Origin of the sequence: Cellvibrio sp. UBA7661, assembly GCA_002483365.1 — a bacterium.
GTDB lineage: Bacteria > Pseudomonadota > Gammaproteobacteria > Pseudomonadales > Cellvibrionaceae > Cellvibrio.
The window spans coordinates 32437-53417 of the sequence record DLHT01000008.1 but is presented as its reverse complement, the minus strand read 5'-3'; the positions used below and the strand labels follow the sequence as shown (position 1 = coordinate 53417).

Below are 20981 nucleotides of genomic sequence, written 5' to 3'. Positions count from 1 at the left end.
ACAACCATGCCACAGCCACTGTGGGCAGACAATGAATGGCATAAAAAGCTGCACATCAAAGTGGCATTAATCATGATCATTAGTGAATAAATGTTCAACAATAAAACTAATCGGGATATCATAAAGTCATTTTGACAAAAAGCTTGACCTACTAGTATGCAGGGATTAGGATTAACTCAATGTTCATTGGTTCATCGCCGATTTTCCAATGAGCAGGGGTTGTGTTTGACCTTATTCTGGCGGAAGTTTTCCGCCAGTTTTTTCTTGAAGTAGTTTTGAGTTATCCCGTTGACTGCGTAATGCAGTGTTTATCGTTGTACATGAATCTCTCTTGTATTTTCGGATATACCGTCAGGCAGCTCTGTAATATCGGAGCTGCCTTTTTTCTTTGTCAAAATACTTTTCACTTTGGTTATTAATTCCGGGCCGGACTATTTATCCTGAACCTGTGCTGCCAGCTTGCGGCAGTGATCAAAGCGCTTCCAAAGTGGCTGGTAAATATCATCAGCGACAGCTCCCAAACTAATCCACTCCACTATTAATGGATGAAAAGACGATAGTTCAAAACGACTATCGCGTTGTCCAAAAGCGGTTTGCATTTGTTTGACTTGATATTCCATGCGCGCTTGTTTATCGCTTTCAGGTGATTCCTGATCAGTAACGATTTCAGCGCGGATAGTCAGTGTGCGCAATAATCCGGCGTTGGCTATTTGCGTTTCGCTAGTCAATTGATCTGTCTTGGCCAAACGTTGCTGCAGCGCATTGAACGTGCCATTAGGCCAGCGTGGAGTGTCAGTCAATAATGCATCCAGTGTTGCTTTTTGTGTGGCCAGTTGTTCTGCCGATTGCTGCGTCAGCACTGCCAGTTCATATTGGCGTATTGCATTCAGTGCAGAGAATAAATCTGCCCAACTTTGTTCTTCAGCTTTTGTCTTTGCGGCATTGCGCTGGGTGTTAATGGCGGCAATAGCTGCATGAAATTTATTGTGCAGTTGTTTTGCCGCCTCTTTTGGAAGTTCAAGGGCATTGAATTGAGCGGCAATATTATCGATGTCGGCTTTTGCCACAGTGATCGCTTCCGCGCTTTTTTCTGCAATAGCGTGTAGTTGTGCGATCAATTGCTCGGCCTGGTTAACAATTGCCAAACGCTGTTCTTTAGCTGCTTCAAACGCCTGGTTACGCAGTGCAAACACCGCATCGCAATGCTTGCGGAACTCTTGCCACAGCTGCTGATCTTCTTTGTGCCAACTTTTTCCAATCGCTTTCCATTGAGCTTGTAATTGTTTAGCGGTTTCCGTTGTTGAGCGGCTATCTGTACTGTTTACTAACGACTGTGCCTGTTCAACCAGTGCTTGCTTGGCGTTCTTGTTGTGCTCATATTCAGCAGTAATTTTATTGAACAATTGCTCCATCAGGTTTTCAAATTCTTTTTGCAGCTCATTGCCGGCTTTACGCGGTACGGGCCAATAGTTTTGCCATTCTGCGCGTGCAGTTTTCAATGTCTGTTCAACATCCTTCCAGACGGCATTGGTAAAATCGTAACCCTGTAAATATTGTTGCAGTTGTTTAACCAGCTCGCGGCGCTTTTCCAAATTGTTATCGCGCTCTGCAGCTTGTGCTTCAAAAAAATCTTTACAGGGTGCGTAAGCAATAGCAGAAGCTTGCTGGAATTGTTGCCAGAGTTCGTCATCTTGTTGCTGCACACCTTTACTCACCTCTTTCCAACTATCCTGTAATTCATGGATTTTGGTGGCGAGTGTCTCAGGGTTCATACTGCTGTTTGCCAGTGATTGCATTTGCACAATCAGCGCTTCTTTTTTAGGTGTAACGGCGAATTCATGCCAGTCCCCTAATTTGGCTAGCTGCGCTTCAAAGTCATCAATTTTGTTTTGGATTCCTTTTGGAATATCGGCAAGCTGGCTACGCTTTTCCTGAAGCTCTTTTTGGATTGCACGTGCTTTACGTACAAAGCCTTGCTCAGCGGCCCATAGCCCCTTACGTGCAAGTTCACTAAAATCGCGCAGCGTATTTTTGGCTGCCTGTTCAGCTTGATGACGCTGTGCCCAGAGCGCATCCATTTTTGCTTTGGCTTCATTCAGCGCTTCAGGTAGTTCATCGCCAAAATCTCTGGCAGACCGCATGAGTTGCTGTAATTTTTGCTGGGTGTTTTTTACCAGTTCAGAGTCTTCTACCTGTTCCAGTTTTTCAGTCAGCTGTTTAACCGTGCCAGAGGTTTTGATTTGGTCGATCAAGTTCAATGTTTGTTGTTTACGCTGTTCAAATTCTTTGGTGAGTTTGTCCAGTGGTAAATGACGATTCGCAGCCAAACGCACCGCATTATTTAATTCTTGTATTTTTACTTCATAGTTGGCATTGAGCAGATCATCGACATGGCTTGCACTGTAAATATCAGCGGCCAATTTTTTAAGATTGGAGAGTGCTTCTTCGGCCAGTTGCAGGGCTTGCTTATCAAGCGCTTGTTTTTCTTCTTCATCCGCAATCGCTTGTGCCTGTGCGTTGATCTTTGCCTCGCAAGCAGCAAGCGCTGCCTGGTAACGGGATTGGACAATAATGGAGACTTGTCCAAGATTGTCCCATTCACTTTGCAGTACGCCCAGTTTGGCTTTGAAGAGTGCATCGGCATCAAATTGGGCGTGACGTTCAATTTTCTCGCAAATACGTTCTGCGCTGGCTTCCAGTTCTGCGATTTTTGCGTCTTCTGCTTTAAATACGTCCAACTTGGTTTTTACGATTTTAAAGACATTCTTATCTTTGGTTTTTACCACCTTGGCAAGTTGTTCCAATATTTCACGACTATGTATTTTTTCTGCTGCAGCTTGGCGTAATTGGCTGGTTGCACCATCGCTTGCCAATTTGAGTAATTCACTTTCATCGTTGGTTTGCTCAACGATATCCAGCGTAATAATCGGCTTCGGTGCTTTAGGTTCTGCTACCGGAATAGGTGCTGCCTTGATGGGTTCAGCTTTGGGTTTGGCACCAAACAGTTTACGTAATAATTTCATAATCGTGGCTCGTCAGTCAGTGATGGTAGTAATGAGTGTTACAGGAGTTGTTGCAATAAAATTTGTACCGGGTGCGGTAGTTTTGTGTTGTCGATGCGTTTCACCTGGCTGCGACAAGAATAACCTGTAGCGGTGAGTTTTCCGGCATTTGCAGGGTTATTCACAACTTGCGACCAGGAAAGTGAGTAGATTTTTTTGGAGGTTTCCACATTGCTGGTTTCGTGGCCGTAGGTGCCTGCCATGCCGCAGCAACCTGTTTCAATCACATTCAATTTTTGGCCCAGAGTGTTGAATATGGTCTGCCAATCTTTAATCGAACTCACAGCATTGGTTTTTTCGGTGCAGTGCGCAAGCAATGAAAAATCGGCGCTTTTGAACTCGCGTATTTTTTCACCGAGCTGCTCGCTTTGTTTGGCCAGCCATTCTTGAATCAATTGCACTTTGGGTACGTTATCGCCCAATACCTTTTTATATTCCGCGCGGTAAGCCAATGTCATTGCGGGTTCAATACCAATTAAGGGAATTCCTGAAGAGGCAAGGCCGTTCAATTGTGTTGCATTCGCATCGGCGGCTTTGGCAAACGCTTTTAAAAAGCCGTGGACTTGTAACGGCTTTCCATTGGGTTTGAAGGGAGCGATCAGAGGAACAAAGCCCAGTTTTTTAAGAAGCGTCAGTGTGTCGATTACCAATGGTGTTTCAAAATAACTGGTGAAGGCATCTTGCACCAAAATAACTGCGCGGGATTTTTCACTGGCAGACAACTGCGCGATGTTTTCAAGAGTCGCGTAATTCACATCGAGCTTTTGCGCTGCAGTGTGTAAATTGATACCGGTTAGCAGCGGACTATCGACCATGCCGATAAAGCGTGCCATAAAGCGCTGCATAAATTGCGGCTTCATCATCAGGTTGTACGCCCAAGGCATTTTAGCGAGGGTAGGAATCATAAATTCCAGACCGCCGATGAAATAGTCTTTTAACGGGCGCAAGTAGCGGCTGTAATAAAGCTCTAAAAATTTTGCGCGAAACTCTGGCACATCCACTTTGATAGGGCACTGGCCAACGCAGGATTTGCACGCAAGGCAGCCCATCATGGAGTCGTGTACCTCATGGGAGAAATCATATTCGCCTTTGCGCTTACCAAACGTATTGATTACACGGGCAGGTAAGTTGAATACAAAGCTGGTGTGCTTGAATTTTTTACTTTCTTCTACTGCATTAACACCGCGTTCACTCATTTGTTTGAGCCATTCACGCATTAATGATGCACGGCCTTTAGGCGAATGTTTGCGTTCACGTGTGCCTTTCCAACTTGGGCACATGGCATCATTCGGATTCCAGTTGTAGCAAAGTCCGTTGCCATTACAGTGCATACCTTCACTGTAACCCTCCCATACTTGCACGGGAATTTTTCTATCGATTTGGCCGCGTGTTGGTACTTCATCGATTTTTAATAATTCAATATCAGCAGATGGCGTCGCAATTTTTCCGGGATTTAATTGGTTGCGTGGATCAAACACGGCTTTGATGCGTTGGATTTGCGGATAGAGTTCACCAAAAAATGCCGGTGCATATTCCGAGCGAACGCCTTTGCCATGTTCGCCCCATAACAGACCATTATATTTTTGGGTAAGTGCGACCACTTTGTCGGTAATCACCCGCACCATTTTTTCTTGTGCAGGGTCTTTCATGTTGAGCGCTGGGCGCACATGCAAAACACCAGCATCTACATGGCCAAACATACCATAGGTAAGTTTGTGCTCATCCAACACTGCACGGAATTCAAAAATAAAATCCGCCAGGTTTTCCGGTGGTACAGCGGTGTCTTCCACAAAAGGAACCGGACGTATTTCTCCCTCGACGTTTCCGAGTAGCCCCACTGCTTTCTTGCGCATTCCCCAGATTTTATTGACCGCATCATTGCCCCATGCGATGGAGTAACTAATGCGCCCTGTACTGTTGTCTTGCGCCGCTTGGTCTAATAAATCAGTCAGTTTTTTTACATCTGCTTTAAGTGCATCATCGGAGTCAGCAGTGTATTCAACCAGATTGATTCCCTGGATTTTTTCACCGTTTTCCGGTGCAGGGAAAAATTCAGAAACGCTATGCCATACGATATCGTTCATCGCCAGATTCAATACTTTTGAATCGACGGTTTCGATAGAGGTTGGATTCGCTTTCATGAGTTGCGTGGCGTCGCGCAGCGCGACGTTGAAATCGCGGTAGTTCACATTAATCAGCGCGCTACATTTTGGGATTGGCAATAAATTGATTTTCGCTTCGGTGATAAAACCGAGCGTACCTTCACTGCCGCACAAAATATTGTTGAGATTAAATCGCCCCTGTTCATCGCGGATATGTGCCAGATCGTAGCCGGTGAGGCAGCGATTTAATTTGGGAAATTTTTGTTCAATAAGTACATGGTGTTCGCGTTGGATTGCATCAATAACGCGGTGCACTTCGCCCACGCGGTCTTCACGTCGCCATAAATCTTCCAGCGTCTTTTCATCAATTGCGGATGATGTCCATTCAGTCCCATCAAGCAAAACGGTTGTTAAGTCCAATACGTGATCGCGGGTTTTGCCGTAGCGACAAGAACCTTGGCCTGACGCGTCGGTATTGATCATGCCGCCAATGGTCGCGCGGTTGCTGGTTGACAGCTCCGGAGCAAAAAATAATCCGTGCGGTTTAATGGCTGCATTTAATTGATCTTTAACAACGCCGCATTGAACGCGCGCCCAGCGCTCTTCTACATTAATTTCCAAAATTTGGTTCATGTATTTGGATGTGTCTACCACCAAACCATCGGTGAGCGATTGCCCATTGGTACCGGTACCGCCACCGCGCGGACTGAGCACAATGTTTTGGAATTGCGGTTCCTGGCTGAGTTTGGCAATACGCACCAGATCAGCGGTATCGCGCGGGTAGAGCACGCCTTGCGGCAATACTTGATAAATAGAGTTATCTGTTGCCAATACGGTTCGATTGGCATAATCCGGGCTCAAGTCCCCGCTAAAGCCTGCATCGCGCAGGGCATTGATAAAGCTGAGGTAGAGCGTTTGGACGGGAGATGTCTGGTCAATACGTGGAATCATGGGGTGGTCATCGATCGGCTGCTATTTGATAGGCCGCCATTCTACTCCCTTGCCTTTTCAATGTCCTGATCTTGCGGCTAAAACAAAAACTGCCGCAGAGGCGGCAGTTTAGACATTAAATAGAGAATATAACCGGTTAAAGCACTGAAACTGTCGGGCTTGTTTCCTGACTTGTGGGGGTATTGTTCCGGTTGTTTTCGCCGGTTTGGCGGGTATTGGCAGATAACCGGCTGCCAGCATTGGTGGTCGCAATACGGAATTCTTCCTGCTGCTGATGCCAGGCGATAATTTTGTAGTAGTTAAGAACGTTATCGACAAATTTGACGGGTTCCCAACCGCGCATATAACCATGTTTAGCGCGGCTGTAATATTGCTGTTTTGATAGCAGCGGCATGTATTTGCGCACATCTTCCCACTTGCTCGGATTGCCGCCCATACGTTCGGTCAACACACGTGCATCTTCTAAATGGCCAAGACCCTGATTATAAGCTGCCAAAGCAAAATGCAGGCGCTCTTCAGCTTCGATTCGCTCTGGTAAACGCCCCAGCAACATACGCAGGTATTTGGCACCACCATAAATACTTTGTTGGGGGTTTTCGCGGTCTTTGATACCCATGGCTTTAGCGGTATTTTTGGTCAACATCATCAAGCCGCGTACCCCGGTATGCGAGCGAGCATCGGCTTTCCAGTGCGATTCCTGATAGCTAATCGCTGCCAGTAATTGCCAGTCCAGATCAAACTCGTCTGCGGCGAGCTTCATGTCCTCAACCCATTGCGGCAGCCGTTGCTCCAGCCGATAGGTAAAGGCCATGGCTTCGCCGGTAGTGACCTCTTCTATGTGGCGATCAAAGAACTCTTCAGTGACTTTAGCCAATGAACCATCGGCCTTAATGCTGTTGAGGTATTTTTGGGCGGCATCGAACAGGCTGGTGTCTTTTTGTGCCGGGAATGCCCAGGCTAAAGGTTGTGGGTCGCTTACATCAAACGCCAGACGGGCTTTGGGATAAGAATAACGATTCAGGTCATAGGCGCTGGAGTCGATCACGGCATAATCTGCTTCGCCTTTATTGACCATATCCAGCAGGTCGATCATTTCGGCATTTTCCAGTGGCTGCCACTGAAGGTAAGGGAAATCCTGTCGCAGTTTGCGCAAACGTGCCCAGTGCGATGAGTTGGCAATTACCAGTACTTTCTTGCCCTTGAGGTCTTTAATACTGGCAGGCATAGGCAGGCGGCTGTTGTAGACCAGCTGCTGGGTAATTTGCATAAAAGGGGTAGAGAAACGCAGCGTAGTATCAGCGCTTTCCAGAGTCGTCAGGCCAGCAGCGGCGAAATCCACTTGCTGTGCGGCAACGCTATCGAGCATCTGGCCAAGGTTGGATTGATCTTCAATCACCAGATTTACGCCGAGCGAATCCGCAAAGCCTTTTACAAGGCTATATTCAAAACCTGTGAGGCCATTGGAGCCTTCGTAATAAGTAGTAGGGCCGTTGCTTGATAAGACGCGCAACTCGCCTGCTTCCAGCACCTTTTCCAATTGGGTTGGGGTGGTGCTGCGTACCAGCAAAACACTGCTGGCAATTAATGACGTGCCGACAACAAGGCTCGTCAGGATGGACTTAATCACTAACACTGATGGTTTGCGAATTTCCATAAGGGGTTACTCCGGTTGCTGAACTGCAACGCCCGAAAGGGTGTTCTCTTCGTGTGTGCGCATTCATGCCGAATCCAATCCATTAATGACCCGTGCAAATACCCCGACATGGTATAGGCACTTTTTTTGTATGCCTAGCTTGTTTTTTGAGCATACATGGGCTAGCAGTTTTGGTGAAAAAGTGATCTTTTGGCTCTGGGAGCAGATCTGGTGCGGGATTCAGTAAATTGTTGTGTGCAGGAAAAAGCCGACAGACGGTCGAAAAAAAGTAAAAAAATGTGATTACAAACCTTATTTTCTACCCAATATTGAACGCAAAAATGCATGATTTCGTAAGTTTTTGTAAAAAAACCGTACAAAAATGCAACAAATATTCAGATTTTTTAGTTATAAGAACCTGTTTGCGTTTGCGCGATTAATTTTTTTATCGAATTACTAAAAAGTTATAAGCAGAAATTTGAAGTTTAATTCCAGGATGTATTTATTTTTGACTCGTTTTTCATTCTGTAAAAAAGCTAAAAGATATTTTGGAATTTTTATTTTTACCTGGTGATATAAACTCGATCTAATGATGTGGACGAATTTATTTATTAAAAATAATTATCATGATGTCATATTTGAAGGTTTCTATTTTTTGTCAGATACACAATGTTTTTAGTCTGATCCCTGATGATCATCCAGCAATTAAAAAAATTATTTGTTGTAAATTCATAGGTGTTTTCGTTTAATTTTTTCGAATTTAATAGGGAAAGTAAATTTTTATGGAAAATTTTACTGCTATTTCAATAGCATTTTTGTTGTCCATACGCATCATGAATCATGCTTCAGTTTATTAAGAAAGCTACTGTTTCTATTTATTAAGAAAGCTACTTTTTCTATCAGGTAATCCAGAAATTTTTTCGTTCTTGTTTTTCTGAATAATTAATTTTTTTGATATGTGAAAAAGACGGAAATTGTATTGTTACTCTGGCGAATGTCTTTTTGAATACCTGAAGCGAAGATTCTTATCTATACAATGAACTGAAATACATAGCACCGAGGTTGATATTTTGGCATGCAGGCGCCACAGGTGTTGAAGCGGGCTTGGTCGGGCGTTTGTCCCGGAACGATTTGCACACTTTTTGGGAATTACTCCAGTAGCGCTTAGCCGTATCCATAAACGTCTTGGTATCCAATCAGCAAGCCGGGTTGGGCTGGGGAAAAAAGTCTCTCGGGCAGTGCCTAAATCCAGTACAATGCGCGCCTCTCTTTTGTCATTAATCCTTGTTATCACCCATGCCGAGGCTCTTCCCACTATGTTAATCCTGCGTGGCGCTCCCGCTCTTTCCAGTTTCCGTACCCAAAAACTCCTGTCCAGCCTGCAACAACGCGTTCCTGCGGTGACCGGTGTCAGCTCGGAATTTGTTCACTTTGCCAACGTTTCCACTCCCTTGAGCGATGCCCAACAGCATGTGCTTAAGCAATTACTGACTTACGGCCCAAAAGTTGAGAAAGAAGCGAGCCATGACGGCGAGTTATTCCTGGTCGTCCCACGCTTGGGGACTATTTCCCCTTGGGCATCCAAAGCGACCGATATTGCCAAAAACACCGGTCTGGAAAACGTAAAGCGTATTGAACGCGGTATTGCCTATTACGTGACTGGCGCATCGGCGGCAGATCGCGCTGCTGTTGCAGCTTTGTTACATGACCGTATGGTAGAAACGGTATTTGATAGTCTGGAAGCAGCCGAACAGCTATTTATCCAACAGCAACCGGCGCCACAAACGTCGGTAGATATCCTCGGCGGTGGCCGTGTTGCTCTGGTAAAAGCGAATAAATCCCTCGGTTTGGCGTTAGCAGAAGACGAAATTGATTACCTGGTAGAGAGTTTCACCAATCTGGGGCGCAACCCGATTGATGTCGAGTTGATGATGTTTGCACAGGCTAACTCCGAGCACTGCCGCCACAAAATCTTCAACGCCTCATGGACGATTGATGGTGAAGAGCAGCAGCGCAGTCTGTTCAAAATGATCAAAAACACCAACGAGGTTGGCGGCGAAGATGTACTTTCCGCTTACGCTGATAACGCGGCAGTAATGGTTGGTCACGAAGCAGGGCGTTTCTATCCGAATCCGGAAACCAAGGCTTACGAATATACCCAACAACCAATTCACATATTGATGAAGGTGGAAACCCACAACCACCCAACGGCGATTTCCCCGTTCTCGGGTGCAGGTACCGGTGCCGGTGGTGAGATCCGTGACGAAGGTGCTGTTGGTCGCGGCTCCAAACCCAAAGTCGGTTTGACCGGTTTTACCGTTTCCAACCTGCAAATCCCGGGTTTTGAACAGCCGTGGGAACAGAATTACGGTAAGCCTAACCGTATCGTGAACGCGCTCGACATCATGATCGAAGGCCCCATCGGCGGCGCTGCGTTTAACAACGAATTTGGTCGCCCGAATATTTGCGGTTATTTCCGTACCTTCGAAGAAAACTTTGACGGCGAGCGCCGTGGCTATCACAAGCCCATTATGTTGGCGGGTGGTTACGGCAATATCAAAACTGAACACATCGAGAAGCCGCCCTTTGGTGCTGGCACCAAGTTGGTTGTGCTCGGTGGCCCGGCGATGTTGATCGGCCTTGGCGGCGGTGCTGCTTCTTCGATGACTTCCGGTTCTTCGTCTGAAGATCTGGATTTCGCCTCTGTACAACGCCAGAACCCCGAAATGGAACGCCGCTGTCAAGAAGTTATCGACGCTTGCTGGCAGATGGGCGATAAAAACCCGATCGCGTTTATTCACGATGTGGGGGCAGGCGGTCTTTCCAACGCTTTCCCTGAATTGGTAAAAGACGGTGGGACTGGCGGCAAATTTGAATTGCGCAATGTACCTAACGACGAACCGAGCATGAGTCCATTGGCGATTTGGTGTAACGAATCGCAAGAGCGTTATGTCTTGGCAATTGCGCCGGCAGACCTGCCGCGTTTTGAAGCGATTTGCCAGCGCGAGCGCGCGGCTTACGCTGTTGTCGGTGAAGCGACTGACGAAAAACATTTGTTGGTTAATGACAAACATTTCGATGCAAAACCGGTTGATTTGCCAATGTCAGTATTGTTTGGCAAACCGCCAAAAATGCATCGCGTTACCGAAAAGCACACTGCAAAAACAGCTGAATTCAGCACTGCCGGTATTGAATTAAAAGAGGCTGCTGAGCGTGTGCTTAAACACCCAGCGGTCGCGAGCAAAAATTTCCTGATCACTATCGGTGACCGCTCGGTAACGGGCATGGTTGCGCGTGACCAATTGGTTGGCCCATGGCAAGTGCCGGTTGCTGACGTTGCCGTTACGACGGTGAGCTACGACTCTTATGCGGGCGAAGCCATGAGTATGGGTGAGCGCACGCCGGTCGCATTGTTGGATGCACCAGCATCTGGCCGCATGGCGATTGCCGAAGCCATCACCAATATCGCGGCAACGCGCATTGCAAAATTGTCGGATGTAAAACTGTCTGCTAACTGGATGTGCGCTGCTGGCCATCAAGGCGAAGAAGAAAAACTGTATCGCACAGTAGAAGCAGTGGGGATGGAGTTGTGCCCGGCGTTGGGCATTACTATTCCGGTTGGAAAAGATTCCATGTCCATGCGCACCGCCTGGAAAGATGGCGATGAAAATAAAGCGGTTACTGCGCCATTGTCATTGGTAATCTCTGCGTTCTCACCTGTGGTAGATGTGCGTCAAACACTGACTCCACAACTCAGAACCGACAAAGGCGATACCGATTTAATTCTGATTGATTTGGGCAACGGTAAAAATCGTCTGGGTGGCTCGATCCTCGCGCAGGTTTACAACCAACTCGGCCAAACACCTGCTGATTTGGATTCTGCTGAGCAACTCAAAAATTTCTTTAACGCAACACAAGCAAGCCTTGCGGCTAATGAGTTACTTGCATACCACGATCGCTCTGATGGTGGTTTATTCGCGGTTGTTGCAGAAATGGCATTCGCAGGTCACACCGGTGTAAGCATTAATTTGGATGGCTTGGGTGATGATGCGCTTGCTGTATTGTTCAGTGAAGAAGCGGGTGCCGTAGTACAAGTTGCACGTGCGCAATCTGCTGCAGTGCAAAAACGTTTTGCTGATGCGGGATTAAAAGTCAATGTAATCGGTGGTTTGAACAGCAGCGATTCCTTAAATATCAGCCTGAACGGAAAAGTATTGTTCGATCAACCGCGCGCGCAACTGCAAGCACTGTGGAGCGAAACCAGTTATCGCATTCAAGCTCTGCGTGACAACCCTGTGTGCGCAGAACAAGAATTTGCCGCAATCATCAAACCAAACCCCGGTTTAAGCGTGAAACTGAGCTACGACCAAAATGACGATGTTGCAGCGCCATTTATTAACACTGGCGTTCGTCCTGCTATTGCGGTATTGCGTGAGCAAGGCGTTAACGGTCATGTGGAAATGGCGGCAGCATTTGATCGCGCTGGTTTCAAAGCCGTTGATGTGCACATGAGCGATTTGCTTTCAGGTCGTGTATCGCTGGAACAATTCAAAGGCCTGGTTGCTTGCGGCGGCTTCTCCTACGGTGACGTATTGGGTGCGGGCGAGGGTTGGTCAAAAACGATTTTGTTCAACAACAAAGTGCGCGATGAATTCGAGCGTTTCTTCCATCGCAACGACACTTTCAGTTTGGGCGTGTGTAACGGTTGCCAGATGATGTCCAATCTGAAAAATCTGATACCTGGTGCCGATCACTGGCCGCGTTTTGTGCGCAACTTGTCTGAACAATTTGAAGCGCGTTTTAGCTTGGTGCAAGTGCAGGAGTCATCGTCAGTTCTGTTTAAAGGCATGACGGGGTCGCATATGCCAGTGGCTGTTGCACACGGCGAAGGCTATGCGGAATTTGCTAATGCCGATGCGCTGAAAGTGTGTAACGAGAGCGGTACTGTTGCGCTGCGTTTTATCGACAACAATTTGCAAGCAACGGAAACCTATCCGGCTAACCCGAACGGTTCTCCATTGGGTATCACCAGCGTTGCCAGCAAAGATGGTCGCGTCACCATTATGATGCCGCACCCCGAGCGCGTATTCCGCGCGGTAACCAACTCATGGAAACCGGATGATTGGAAAGACGATGGTGCATGGTTGCGTTTGTTCCGCAATGCGCGCGTGTTTGTGAGTTAATTACTGGCAATCCCAAATTCTCAACAAACAACATCATGTATAAAAATTATGTATAGGAGGCTTCGGCCTCCTTTTTTTTTTCAATGGCACGACCAGTACTGCTAGTCACAATTTCTTACAATTCTTTTGAATTTCCTTTCGCATACTCCGGTACGACAAATTGACCTGATGCAATACGAAGAGGAGTGATGAAGGTGAAAATATCAAACGGCATTACGCGTTGGTGCGGCATTATTTTGGGATTATTGTTAACGGCCTGTGGTAGCGATGATTTACCCAAACCCAGCATCACGTTTGCACACGATGGTCTTGAGGGGCGAGTCATCACACGGTTGTATGCTGATAAGCAGACGTTGTTAGCCGCGACTGATCGTGGTGTGTATCGCAAAGTGAGCGCGCAAAGTACGTGGGAGGCAGTTGGATTGGTAGATCGGGAAGTGTTGGATCTTGCGATTATCGCTCCCAATCACTATCTCGTCATGACAGAGCGCCAACATAATGATCTGGTTGATCATCGTTTATTTGAAACTCTCAATGGCGGTAGTACATGGCAGGAGATTGCACACAATTTTGGTGGTGACGAAGGCACAGAAGCGTTCTACGGTATGCACTACGATGATGATAATAATGCCCTTTATGCAACAGGCATTGAAGCTTTGGGCGTTTCTTACGATGAAGGGCGCAGCTGGCAATTGCTGAGTGGTATGTGGCATGGGTTTGGGCAGCGCAAAACAATCGTAAAGCGCAACCCTGTGACCAATGAAATTTGGTTCGGCGGGCAAAATGCTTTCGAGCAATTGGTGTTGAATGTGTATTCTCTGGATACAAAAGAGCTGCGTGCCTATCGCGATTTGTTGCCTAATCCCAGCGTGATTTACGGGATTCAATTTGATCGCGCTCGCCCTGACTGGGTGATGGTATCGGGTGAGGGAGGGGTATTGTCCAGCAGTGACCGCGGAGCCAATTGGGCTACGTTAATTGGCGATGTGGATTATCGTTTTTACTTTGATGTCGCCATAGATCCATTAGCGCCCGCGACATTGTATACCGCGGGTTGGGATAAAAATTGGGATACTCCGCAGCCGCTGATTTTTGAAGTATCTGACGATGGCGGCCAGCGGTGGAAAAAATATCGTCACACGGACCCTACACTGTTTGGCGGCGTGCGCAGTATGATTGCTGTGGTTGAAGACGGCAAAACCCGCGTTTATTTAGGTTTGTATCGCGGTGGCATTATGAAAGTCACTATTCATTAGTTGCCCGCTCGTTTCACTGCGCACTACAAAATATTACAAGCTCAGCCGGTATGTATTGGCCTCCCGGTTTGCTTTTGTGCTTCAATGACTTACGAGCCTATTTCTAAAGTGACATAGCTATTGGATTCGGGCGGGCGATGTCACCTATTGAACCTCGAATTGCGTATAACGTCTTACTGATTACAGGCAGCAATGCTGCGGGAATCATGTCGAAAACTTTTGTTAAAGGATCAGGTGGATATGCTATGAAAACCATGAAACGCACTATGACAACTATCGCGCTGGTGGTGCTGGCAGCCAGTGCGGTGACCGGTTGTTCATTTACCAAACCCCATGAAAAAAATGCCCAGCTAAAAGCCGATAAGGCAGGCCTGACGGCCGTAGAGAAAACACGCTTTGATGGGACGTTTATCGCCAAGGGTGCCGAGTTTTCACAGTACAAAAAGTTATTGGTTGAACAGTTGGATTTGAGCGATGTGAAAATCCGTAAGCAGTCGGGAACCAATATGGTTGACGATACACCTTGGGAGTTAAATGACACAGACCGTCGCTATTATTCAGAGCGTTACACCGAAGCGCTGATGAATAATTTAATTGCTGATGGTACTTACGCCACAGTAGTGGAGGCGGGCCCGGATGTGATGACGGTATCCGCTAAAGTATTGGAAATTGCGCCTTTGGCTAGCAAAGATGACATGAAGGGCCGCCCCAACCGAATGAAAGTGTATAGCGAAGGTATGGGGACCATGACCTTGGAAATTTCATTGTACGACTCCGTATCCGGTAAGCCGCTTGCGATTATTACTGACCAGCGTGATTTGGGAAAAATATGGGAGGAAAATAATCGGGTGACAAACAATATCCAGGTGCGTTTGGCGTTTAACCATTGGTTGCGTAATTTGCGCACCGAGTTGGATAAAGCATCGGATCGTCATTAATTCACAGGCATTACGTGGCGCAAAAAAAAAAGAGGAAAACCCGCACGGGTTTTCCTCTTTTTTTTATCACGCTTTTTTAGCTTAGCCGCTTCTTTTTAATCACTTCTTTTTCACTGCGATAAAAAGAAAAAGCGTTTCAATTAAATGCTGTGAAAAAAATCGCGATTATTTCAAATCGTCGAGATACTTTTCAGCATCCAGCGCAGCCATACAACCAGAGCCAGAAGAGGTAATCGCCTGGCGATAAATGTGGTCCGCCACATCGCCCGCAGCATATACACCTTCAACGCTGGTTTGAGTCGCGTTGCCTTCCAAGCCGCTTTTTACTTTGATGTAGCCGTTGTGCATGTCCAACTGGCCTTCAAAAATATCGGTGTTAGGTTTGTGACCGATGGCGATGAATACACCGGCAACGTCAATTTCCTGGGTTGTGCCGTCTTGCGTGCTTTTTAAACGCAATCCGGTCACGCCTGAATCGTTACCCAATACTTCTTCCAACTGATGGTTCCAGATAACTTTGATGTTGCCGTTGGCTACTTTCGCCATCAACTTATCTTGCAGAATTTTCTCTGACTTCAGTTTGTCGCGACGATGGATCAACGTGACTTCGCTTGCGATATTGGACAAATACAGCGCCTCTTCAACTGCGGTATTGCCGCCGCCGACAACGGCAACTTTTTGGTCGCGGTAAAAGAATCCATCACAGGTTGCACAAGCGCTTACGCCTTTGCCCATGAAGGCTTCTTCTGACGGTAAGCCCAGATATTGCGCAGAAGCACCGGTCGCAATAATCAAAGCATCGCAGGTGTAAGTATTAGAGCCAATCAACTTGAATGGACGCTCGCTCAACACAGTTTCATGAATGTGGTCAAACACGATCTGTGTATCAAAACGCTCGGCATGTTGCTGCATTTGTACCATCAAGTCCGGACCTTGCAGATCGTGAACACCACCGGGCCAGTTTTCTACTTCAGTGGTAGTGGTCAATTGACCGCCTTGTTGCATGCCGGTGATAACCACAGGTTTAAGGTTGGCACGAGCGGCGTAAATAGCAGCAGTGTAACCAGCAGGGCCAGAACCGAGAATAATCAGGCGATGGTGTTGTACTTCACTCATAGGTATTCCTTGATCTTCAATAAAGATGGGATAGTCAGATAGGGGACAATCGCAATGTGGGGGCATGATAGGCCAATCACAACAGTCGTGCAAAATTGTCTGGTTCAATCTGCCGGATTGGAAATGACTATGTGGGCATTTTTTGCCCTTGATAACGGCGCGATGAAAGGCCGATATACACGCATTTTTGCTTGAAGAGCGAGCGCTGGCTGCATGTGAGTATTGATTACCCTGTCATTACTCCCAGTGTGGACATACGGTTTGTCCATTCTTGCGCGCTATGGCTGCGCAAGAGTTGTTCAAATGCGGTGGGTGAAAGTGGTTTTGAAAATAAATAACCTTGCAATAAATCAGCACCATAATCGCGGCAAATGCGGGCTTGTTCGCGGGTTTCTACCCCTTCGACCACAATCGTCAGGTCGAGGCTTTTGGCGAACACAATCATGGCGCGCAGTATGCGGCAATCGGCTGCGTTATCAGGCACGCCCTGTACAAATTTGCGGTCAATTTTGAGTGTGCTTGCAGGCAATTCTTTCAGGTACGCCATTGAGGAATAACCTGTACCAAAATCATCCACCGCAATATCCACTCCGTAATCCCGGATTTGTTTCAGGCGCTGCGCTGTGCTTTGTAAATTTTCAATGAGAATGGACTCGGTAATTTCCAGGCTGACACTGCTCCCGGGTAAACCGGTGCGTTCAAGGTCATCAATAATGCCCTGATAGAGATCCTCATCAGTCAGCAGCTGCGCGCACACATTAAATTTCATGTTGAAGTCATTATTTACCAACCCTTGTTGACGCCAGTCAGCTAACTGTTTGCAGGCATTAAAACGGCTGCGCGAATCGATTTCACCAATCAACCCGATTTCTTCAGCAAGCCCGATAAATTCGATAGGGGGCAAAATGCCACGCTCCGGGTGATCCCAGCGGATCAAGCCTTCTGCGCCGCAGATTTCAAAGGTTTGTGCATCGACGATCGGTTGGTAAAACAACACAAAATGGTTGGTGGGAATCAGTGCACGCAATTCTTTTTCAAGGCGCAATCGCTCTTGCATTTGCGCTTGCATAGACGATGAAAAAAATTGGAAGTTATTGCGGCCATCCTGTTTTGCGCGATACATCGCCATGTCTGCCGCTTTGAGCAGATCACTGGCGGTTTCACCTGCATCAGGATAAGTGGCAATACCAATACTACTTGAGATGGTATTTTCATTAGTGCCCACCAATACCGGTCGCCGTAAATCATCGAGAATGCGCTGCGCCAATTGGCTGATGGCTTCTTGTGAATCAAAATTGTGGGCGAGTATGGCAAATTCATCGCCGCCCAAACGGCAGACAATATCGCCCGCACGGACAACATGCAGTAAACGATTGGCAACTTCTTTCAATACCTGATCGCCAATCACATGGCCTAAACCATCATTAATGAATTTAAAGTTATCAAGATCCAAAAATAATAATGCAAGTTGTTCATTGTGGCGTTTGGCGCGCTGGATTGCCGAGCGCAAACTTTCATCAAAGTAATAGCGGTTAGCAAGCCCGGTCAGCGAATCATTTTCGGCTAGTGCACGCAAACGTTGATGACTTTCCTGTAGTTGCCGTTCCAGAACATGGCGTGCACGGGCATGGGTGATAGCGCGGGTTAAATGTTTATGGGCAATTTCAGATTTAAAGAGAACATCTTGCGCGCCTGCTTCAATAAATTCGCGTTCAAGATCATCATCGGCGCTGGCACCGGTAAGGATAATAATGGCCGCATGATGATGAGGATGTTTATTTAATAAATGCAAAACTTCCATGCCATCAATATCGGGAAGGCGATAGTCAAGTAGCACCGCATCGAAGTCATTGCTATCAAACTGGGCCAGCCCTTCGCTGGCAGATCCCGCTTGGGCAATAGTGATATTCCACTCGGTTTTTTTAAACGTGCGGATAATTGCCTGGCGATCCAGTTCGTTATCATCAATCAGTAATAACTTCATGCAAAATACCTCTTTGCTTGGTTCCTATTGCTCCACGTATCACCTGTTAGTTTTTATTGCGGGTTAACAGGTAACTCAATGACTCGCCAGTAGTGGTCAAGCAAACTGACCACCTGCATAAAATCACTGTCCATCCGTTGTTTTAACAAATAACCGGCTACATGTTCGCGGTAGGCCGCCATAATGTCTTCATCTGATTTTGATGTGGTCAGGACAAATACCACGGCTGTCGTGAGTTCCGGATCCGAGCGCAAGACTTCCAAAAATTCCAGTCCATTCATGCGCGGCATATTGATATCTAACAAAATAATGTAAGGACTGGGTATTTCACCATTACGCAATATTTCAAGCGCTTCAAGGCCGTCTTTTGCGCGATACAGCGGGTTAAGTAGCTTGAGTTTATGCAGGGCTCTGCGCAGTGCCGTTGCGTCTATATCGTCATCGTCGATAATGAGCAGGCTGACGGTTTTGAATTCCTGGTTGTCAGTCGGATGAAGTTTATCAATCATGACTTTGCTTCCTTTTCGTTATATGTGCCGGCCAGGAAAAGGTGAATTGGCAGCCCCTGCCGTTGGAGAAGACACGGATGCTGCCACCGTAGGTTTCCACAATTTTTTTGATCAGCGCGAGCCCCATACCACTGCCTTCCTGTTCATCGCGCGACTTCAGGGTTTGAAACATACCAAATACCCGCGCCTGGAATTTTTCAGGTATTCCGGGGCCGTCATCCCTTACGCTGAACTCATAGAAGTCGGTAGAAATACGTTGCGCCTCAATGCGAATAATGCCGTCATCGCGGTCATGATGTTTTATGGCATTGGAAAATAGATTGCGTAGAATTTGTTCAAAGGGTGTGCCCAAGGTCTCAAACACAGGTAGGTCATCCCCCAACTCCAGCCGCAAACCCGGTTTGGTGTTCTGGATTTCAAATAATTCTTTCGCTATGTGAGCGACGTCAATAGTGGTGATAGCGCCGTCGGTTTTACCCGCGCGGTAAAATAACAGCAGGTCATCCAACAGTTTTTCCATTCGATGGATGCGGTTGCGCAACATGCGCGTGTGTTTTTCGACTTCGTTAAATTCTTTGGATTCCAAATCTTCATCGATCCAACTGGACAGTTGCGAAATGCCGCGCAAAGGGGATTTCAAATCATGCGAGGCAACATAGGCAAAGGTTTCCAGTTCTTTGTTGGTTTGCGCGAGACGGTGATTGGATTTTTCCAGCTCTTGTTGATGCTGTTCTATTAAGCGCATGGCTTTATTGCGCTCATCAATATTATGCGCAAACACCTTGAGTGTTTGCGCCATTTCACCGATTTCATGTGGATGATCATGGAATGGGATAACGGTTTGGGCATTACCATCAGCCAGTGCCAGCATAGTGCGGCGGATTTTCTCCAGCTGCCAATTCAGGCTACGGGTAATGAGGCTCGAAACCAAAATACCCATCAGCAAAAATCCACAAATGACGACGACCATTAAATTGCCAGCATGATTTTTTGTATTAATCGCCTCTGCATTGAGCTGTAGCATTTGTTCTTGCACTTTCAGGAGAATGGCATCGCAAAGTGCTTCTATCGCAAATGTTTTTTCCTGGCTGAGTGTCACTGCTGTTTGGCGGTAACTTTCGATGTTGCCTGCCTGCAGTTGGGCGTAACTTTCCAATACGATCAGACGCCATTGTTTGAATTGATGATCTATTTGGTCGGTGTCGATGTTATGGATAGGATCGCGCTGGATAATTGCCAGGTTTTGATCAAGATTTTTTTGGGTATATTCGATCAGTTGAGGAATGTTGTGTTCTTCTGCGAGTTCAGGATGCACTGCAATGTCTTTCATCGTACGGTTAAGCCTGCCGATATAAGTACGGATCTGCAGAACGGCATTATTAATCTGTACGGGTTCATCGTAGAGTTTTTGCGAAATGGCAGCCACTTTATTAATTTGCAGCAGGCCGACGGAACCAATACCGATGAATAACAAGCTCATAAAAATAAAGCCGGTCGCCAAACGACTAAACACACTCAGGCGATTAAATGCATCAATCGCTGCGCGACAACGCAAACTTAAAATTGCGGCGGAAAATGCGAGCAGACCCAGTGCAGTTTGCGGCGCCATTTTGATGCCTAGCCAAACAAAGGTAGGGAAAATGCCAAAACCCTGGCCAATAATTGCCGACAAGGTGATAAAAATCATCAATGCGCATAACAACGTTGTGAAAAGTGTGTAATTACCCTGCGAATAGCGGGAAAGTAATAATGCTACGCTCGCGAGCAGCAATACCGAGCTGGTAGAGGGTGAAATGGGTTGGCTGTGTACCGGTGGCTCATTCAGAAATATTACAAACCAGTCAGTTGTGTTGAGCTTAAGTCCTGCTGTCAATTCCAGCAGTGTCAGTGTCGCGATGGTGAACACTATAAAACTGCAAATAAACAGCAGGACCGATTCCATTTTTACAAGAGCGATCAGCCCTAAACCGCATGCAATAAAAGCAAGTGCAGTGTTGTAAGCCATCAGTGTTGTATAAGGGTAAATACTGGCAAGCAGTTGCGGGGCGTGCCAACTAAGCAGCACGCAGCCACCTGTTAACAACAGCAGTGTTGCAAGTAAAAAAAGTGGCCAATAGTGGGCTTTGCTTGCGCTGGTATTATCAGCGCCATTCGTCACAATACTGTGCATGTCTCGTTTAATCCGTATCCACTGAGAATCATTTTCCTTTGTCGTACTGCTTGTCTTTGGCAGTGTCATTCGACAAT

At 46.8% G+C, this 20981-nt stretch carries 10 protein-coding genes; 3 read left to right on the top strand and 7 right to left on the bottom strand.

The window, feature by feature from the left end; translation table 11 throughout:
* Positions 1 to 431 precede the first annotated feature (431 nt).
* The 3 genes from B2739_RS07375 to mltF form a co-directional block, all read right to left on the bottom strand.
* Entirely contained in the window at positions 432 to 3023 is a 2592-nt protein-coding gene (locus B2739_RS07375) for a DUF349 domain-containing protein (RefSeq protein WP_331345223.1), read from the bottom strand.
* Positions 3024 to 3061: 38 nt separating this feature from the next.
* The gene (gene ydiJ / locus B2739_RS07370) at positions 3062 to 6115 is read right to left on the bottom strand and encodes a D-2-hydroxyglutarate dehydrogenase YdiJ (RefSeq protein WP_331345222.1); all 3054 of its coding nucleotides are present in this window, start codon (positions 6113 to 6115) and stop codon (positions 3062 to 3064) included.
* A gap of 136 nt (positions 6116 to 6251) precedes the next feature.
* Complete coding sequence (gene mltF, locus B2739_RS07365) at positions 6252 to 7769, bottom strand: membrane-bound lytic murein transglycosylase MltF (protein WP_331345221.1); 1518 nt, start codon at positions 7767 to 7769, stop codon at positions 6252 to 6254.
* Between the two features lie 1295 nt (positions 7770 to 9064).
* On the opposite strand from mltF, the gene purL reads away from it, so the two are divergent.
* The 3 genes from purL (at position 9065) to B2739_RS07350 (ending at position 15125) form a co-directional block, all read left to right on the top strand.
* Positions 9065 to 12931 carry a phosphoribosylformylglycinamidine synthase gene (gene purL / locus B2739_RS07360; protein WP_331345220.1) on the top strand — a complete coding sequence of 1289 codons (3867 nt, stop codon included), beginning with the start codon at positions 9065 to 9067 and terminating at the stop codon, positions 12929 to 12931.
* Between the two features lie 194 nt (positions 12932 to 13125).
* Entirely contained in the window at positions 13126 to 14187 is a 1062-nt protein-coding gene (locus B2739_RS07355; RefSeq protein ID WP_331345219.1) for a hypothetical protein, read from the top strand.
* A 245-nt stretch (positions 14188 to 14432) separates the two neighbouring features.
* Positions 14433 to 15125: a DUF3313 family protein gene (locus B2739_RS07350; RefSeq protein WP_331345218.1), complete on the top strand. Its 693-nt coding sequence runs from the start codon at positions 14433 to 14435 to the stop codon at positions 15123 to 15125.
* A 165-nt stretch (positions 15126 to 15290) separates the two neighbouring features.
* Here the strand turns inward: B2739_RS07350 and trxB are convergent, their stop codons facing one another.
* From trxB to B2739_RS07330, 4 genes are all read right to left on the bottom strand, one after another.
* Positions 15291 to 16241 carry a thioredoxin-disulfide reductase gene (gene trxB, locus B2739_RS07345; protein ID WP_331345217.1) on the bottom strand — a complete coding sequence of 317 codons (951 nt, stop codon included), beginning with the start codon at positions 16239 to 16241 and terminating at the stop codon, positions 15291 to 15293.
* 226 nt (positions 16242 to 16467) lie between these two features.
* A complete protein-coding gene (locus B2739_RS07340; protein ID WP_331345216.1) occupies positions 16468 to 18225 on the bottom strand; it encodes a putative bifunctional diguanylate cyclase/phosphodiesterase in 1758 nt (585 codons plus the stop codon).
* A gap of 53 nt (positions 18226 to 18278) precedes the next feature.
* Complete coding sequence (locus B2739_RS07335) at positions 18279 to 18734, bottom strand: response regulator (protein WP_331345215.1); 456 nt, start codon at positions 18732 to 18734, stop codon at positions 18279 to 18281.
* Positions 18727 to 20904 carry a sensor histidine kinase gene (locus B2739_RS07330; RefSeq protein ID WP_331345214.1) on the bottom strand — a complete coding sequence of 726 codons (2178 nt, stop codon included), beginning with the start codon at positions 20902 to 20904 and terminating at the stop codon, positions 18727 to 18729. The genes B2739_RS07335 and B2739_RS07330 overlap by 8 nt, the downstream gene beginning before the upstream one ends.
* Positions 20905 to 20981: the final 77 nt, after the last annotated feature.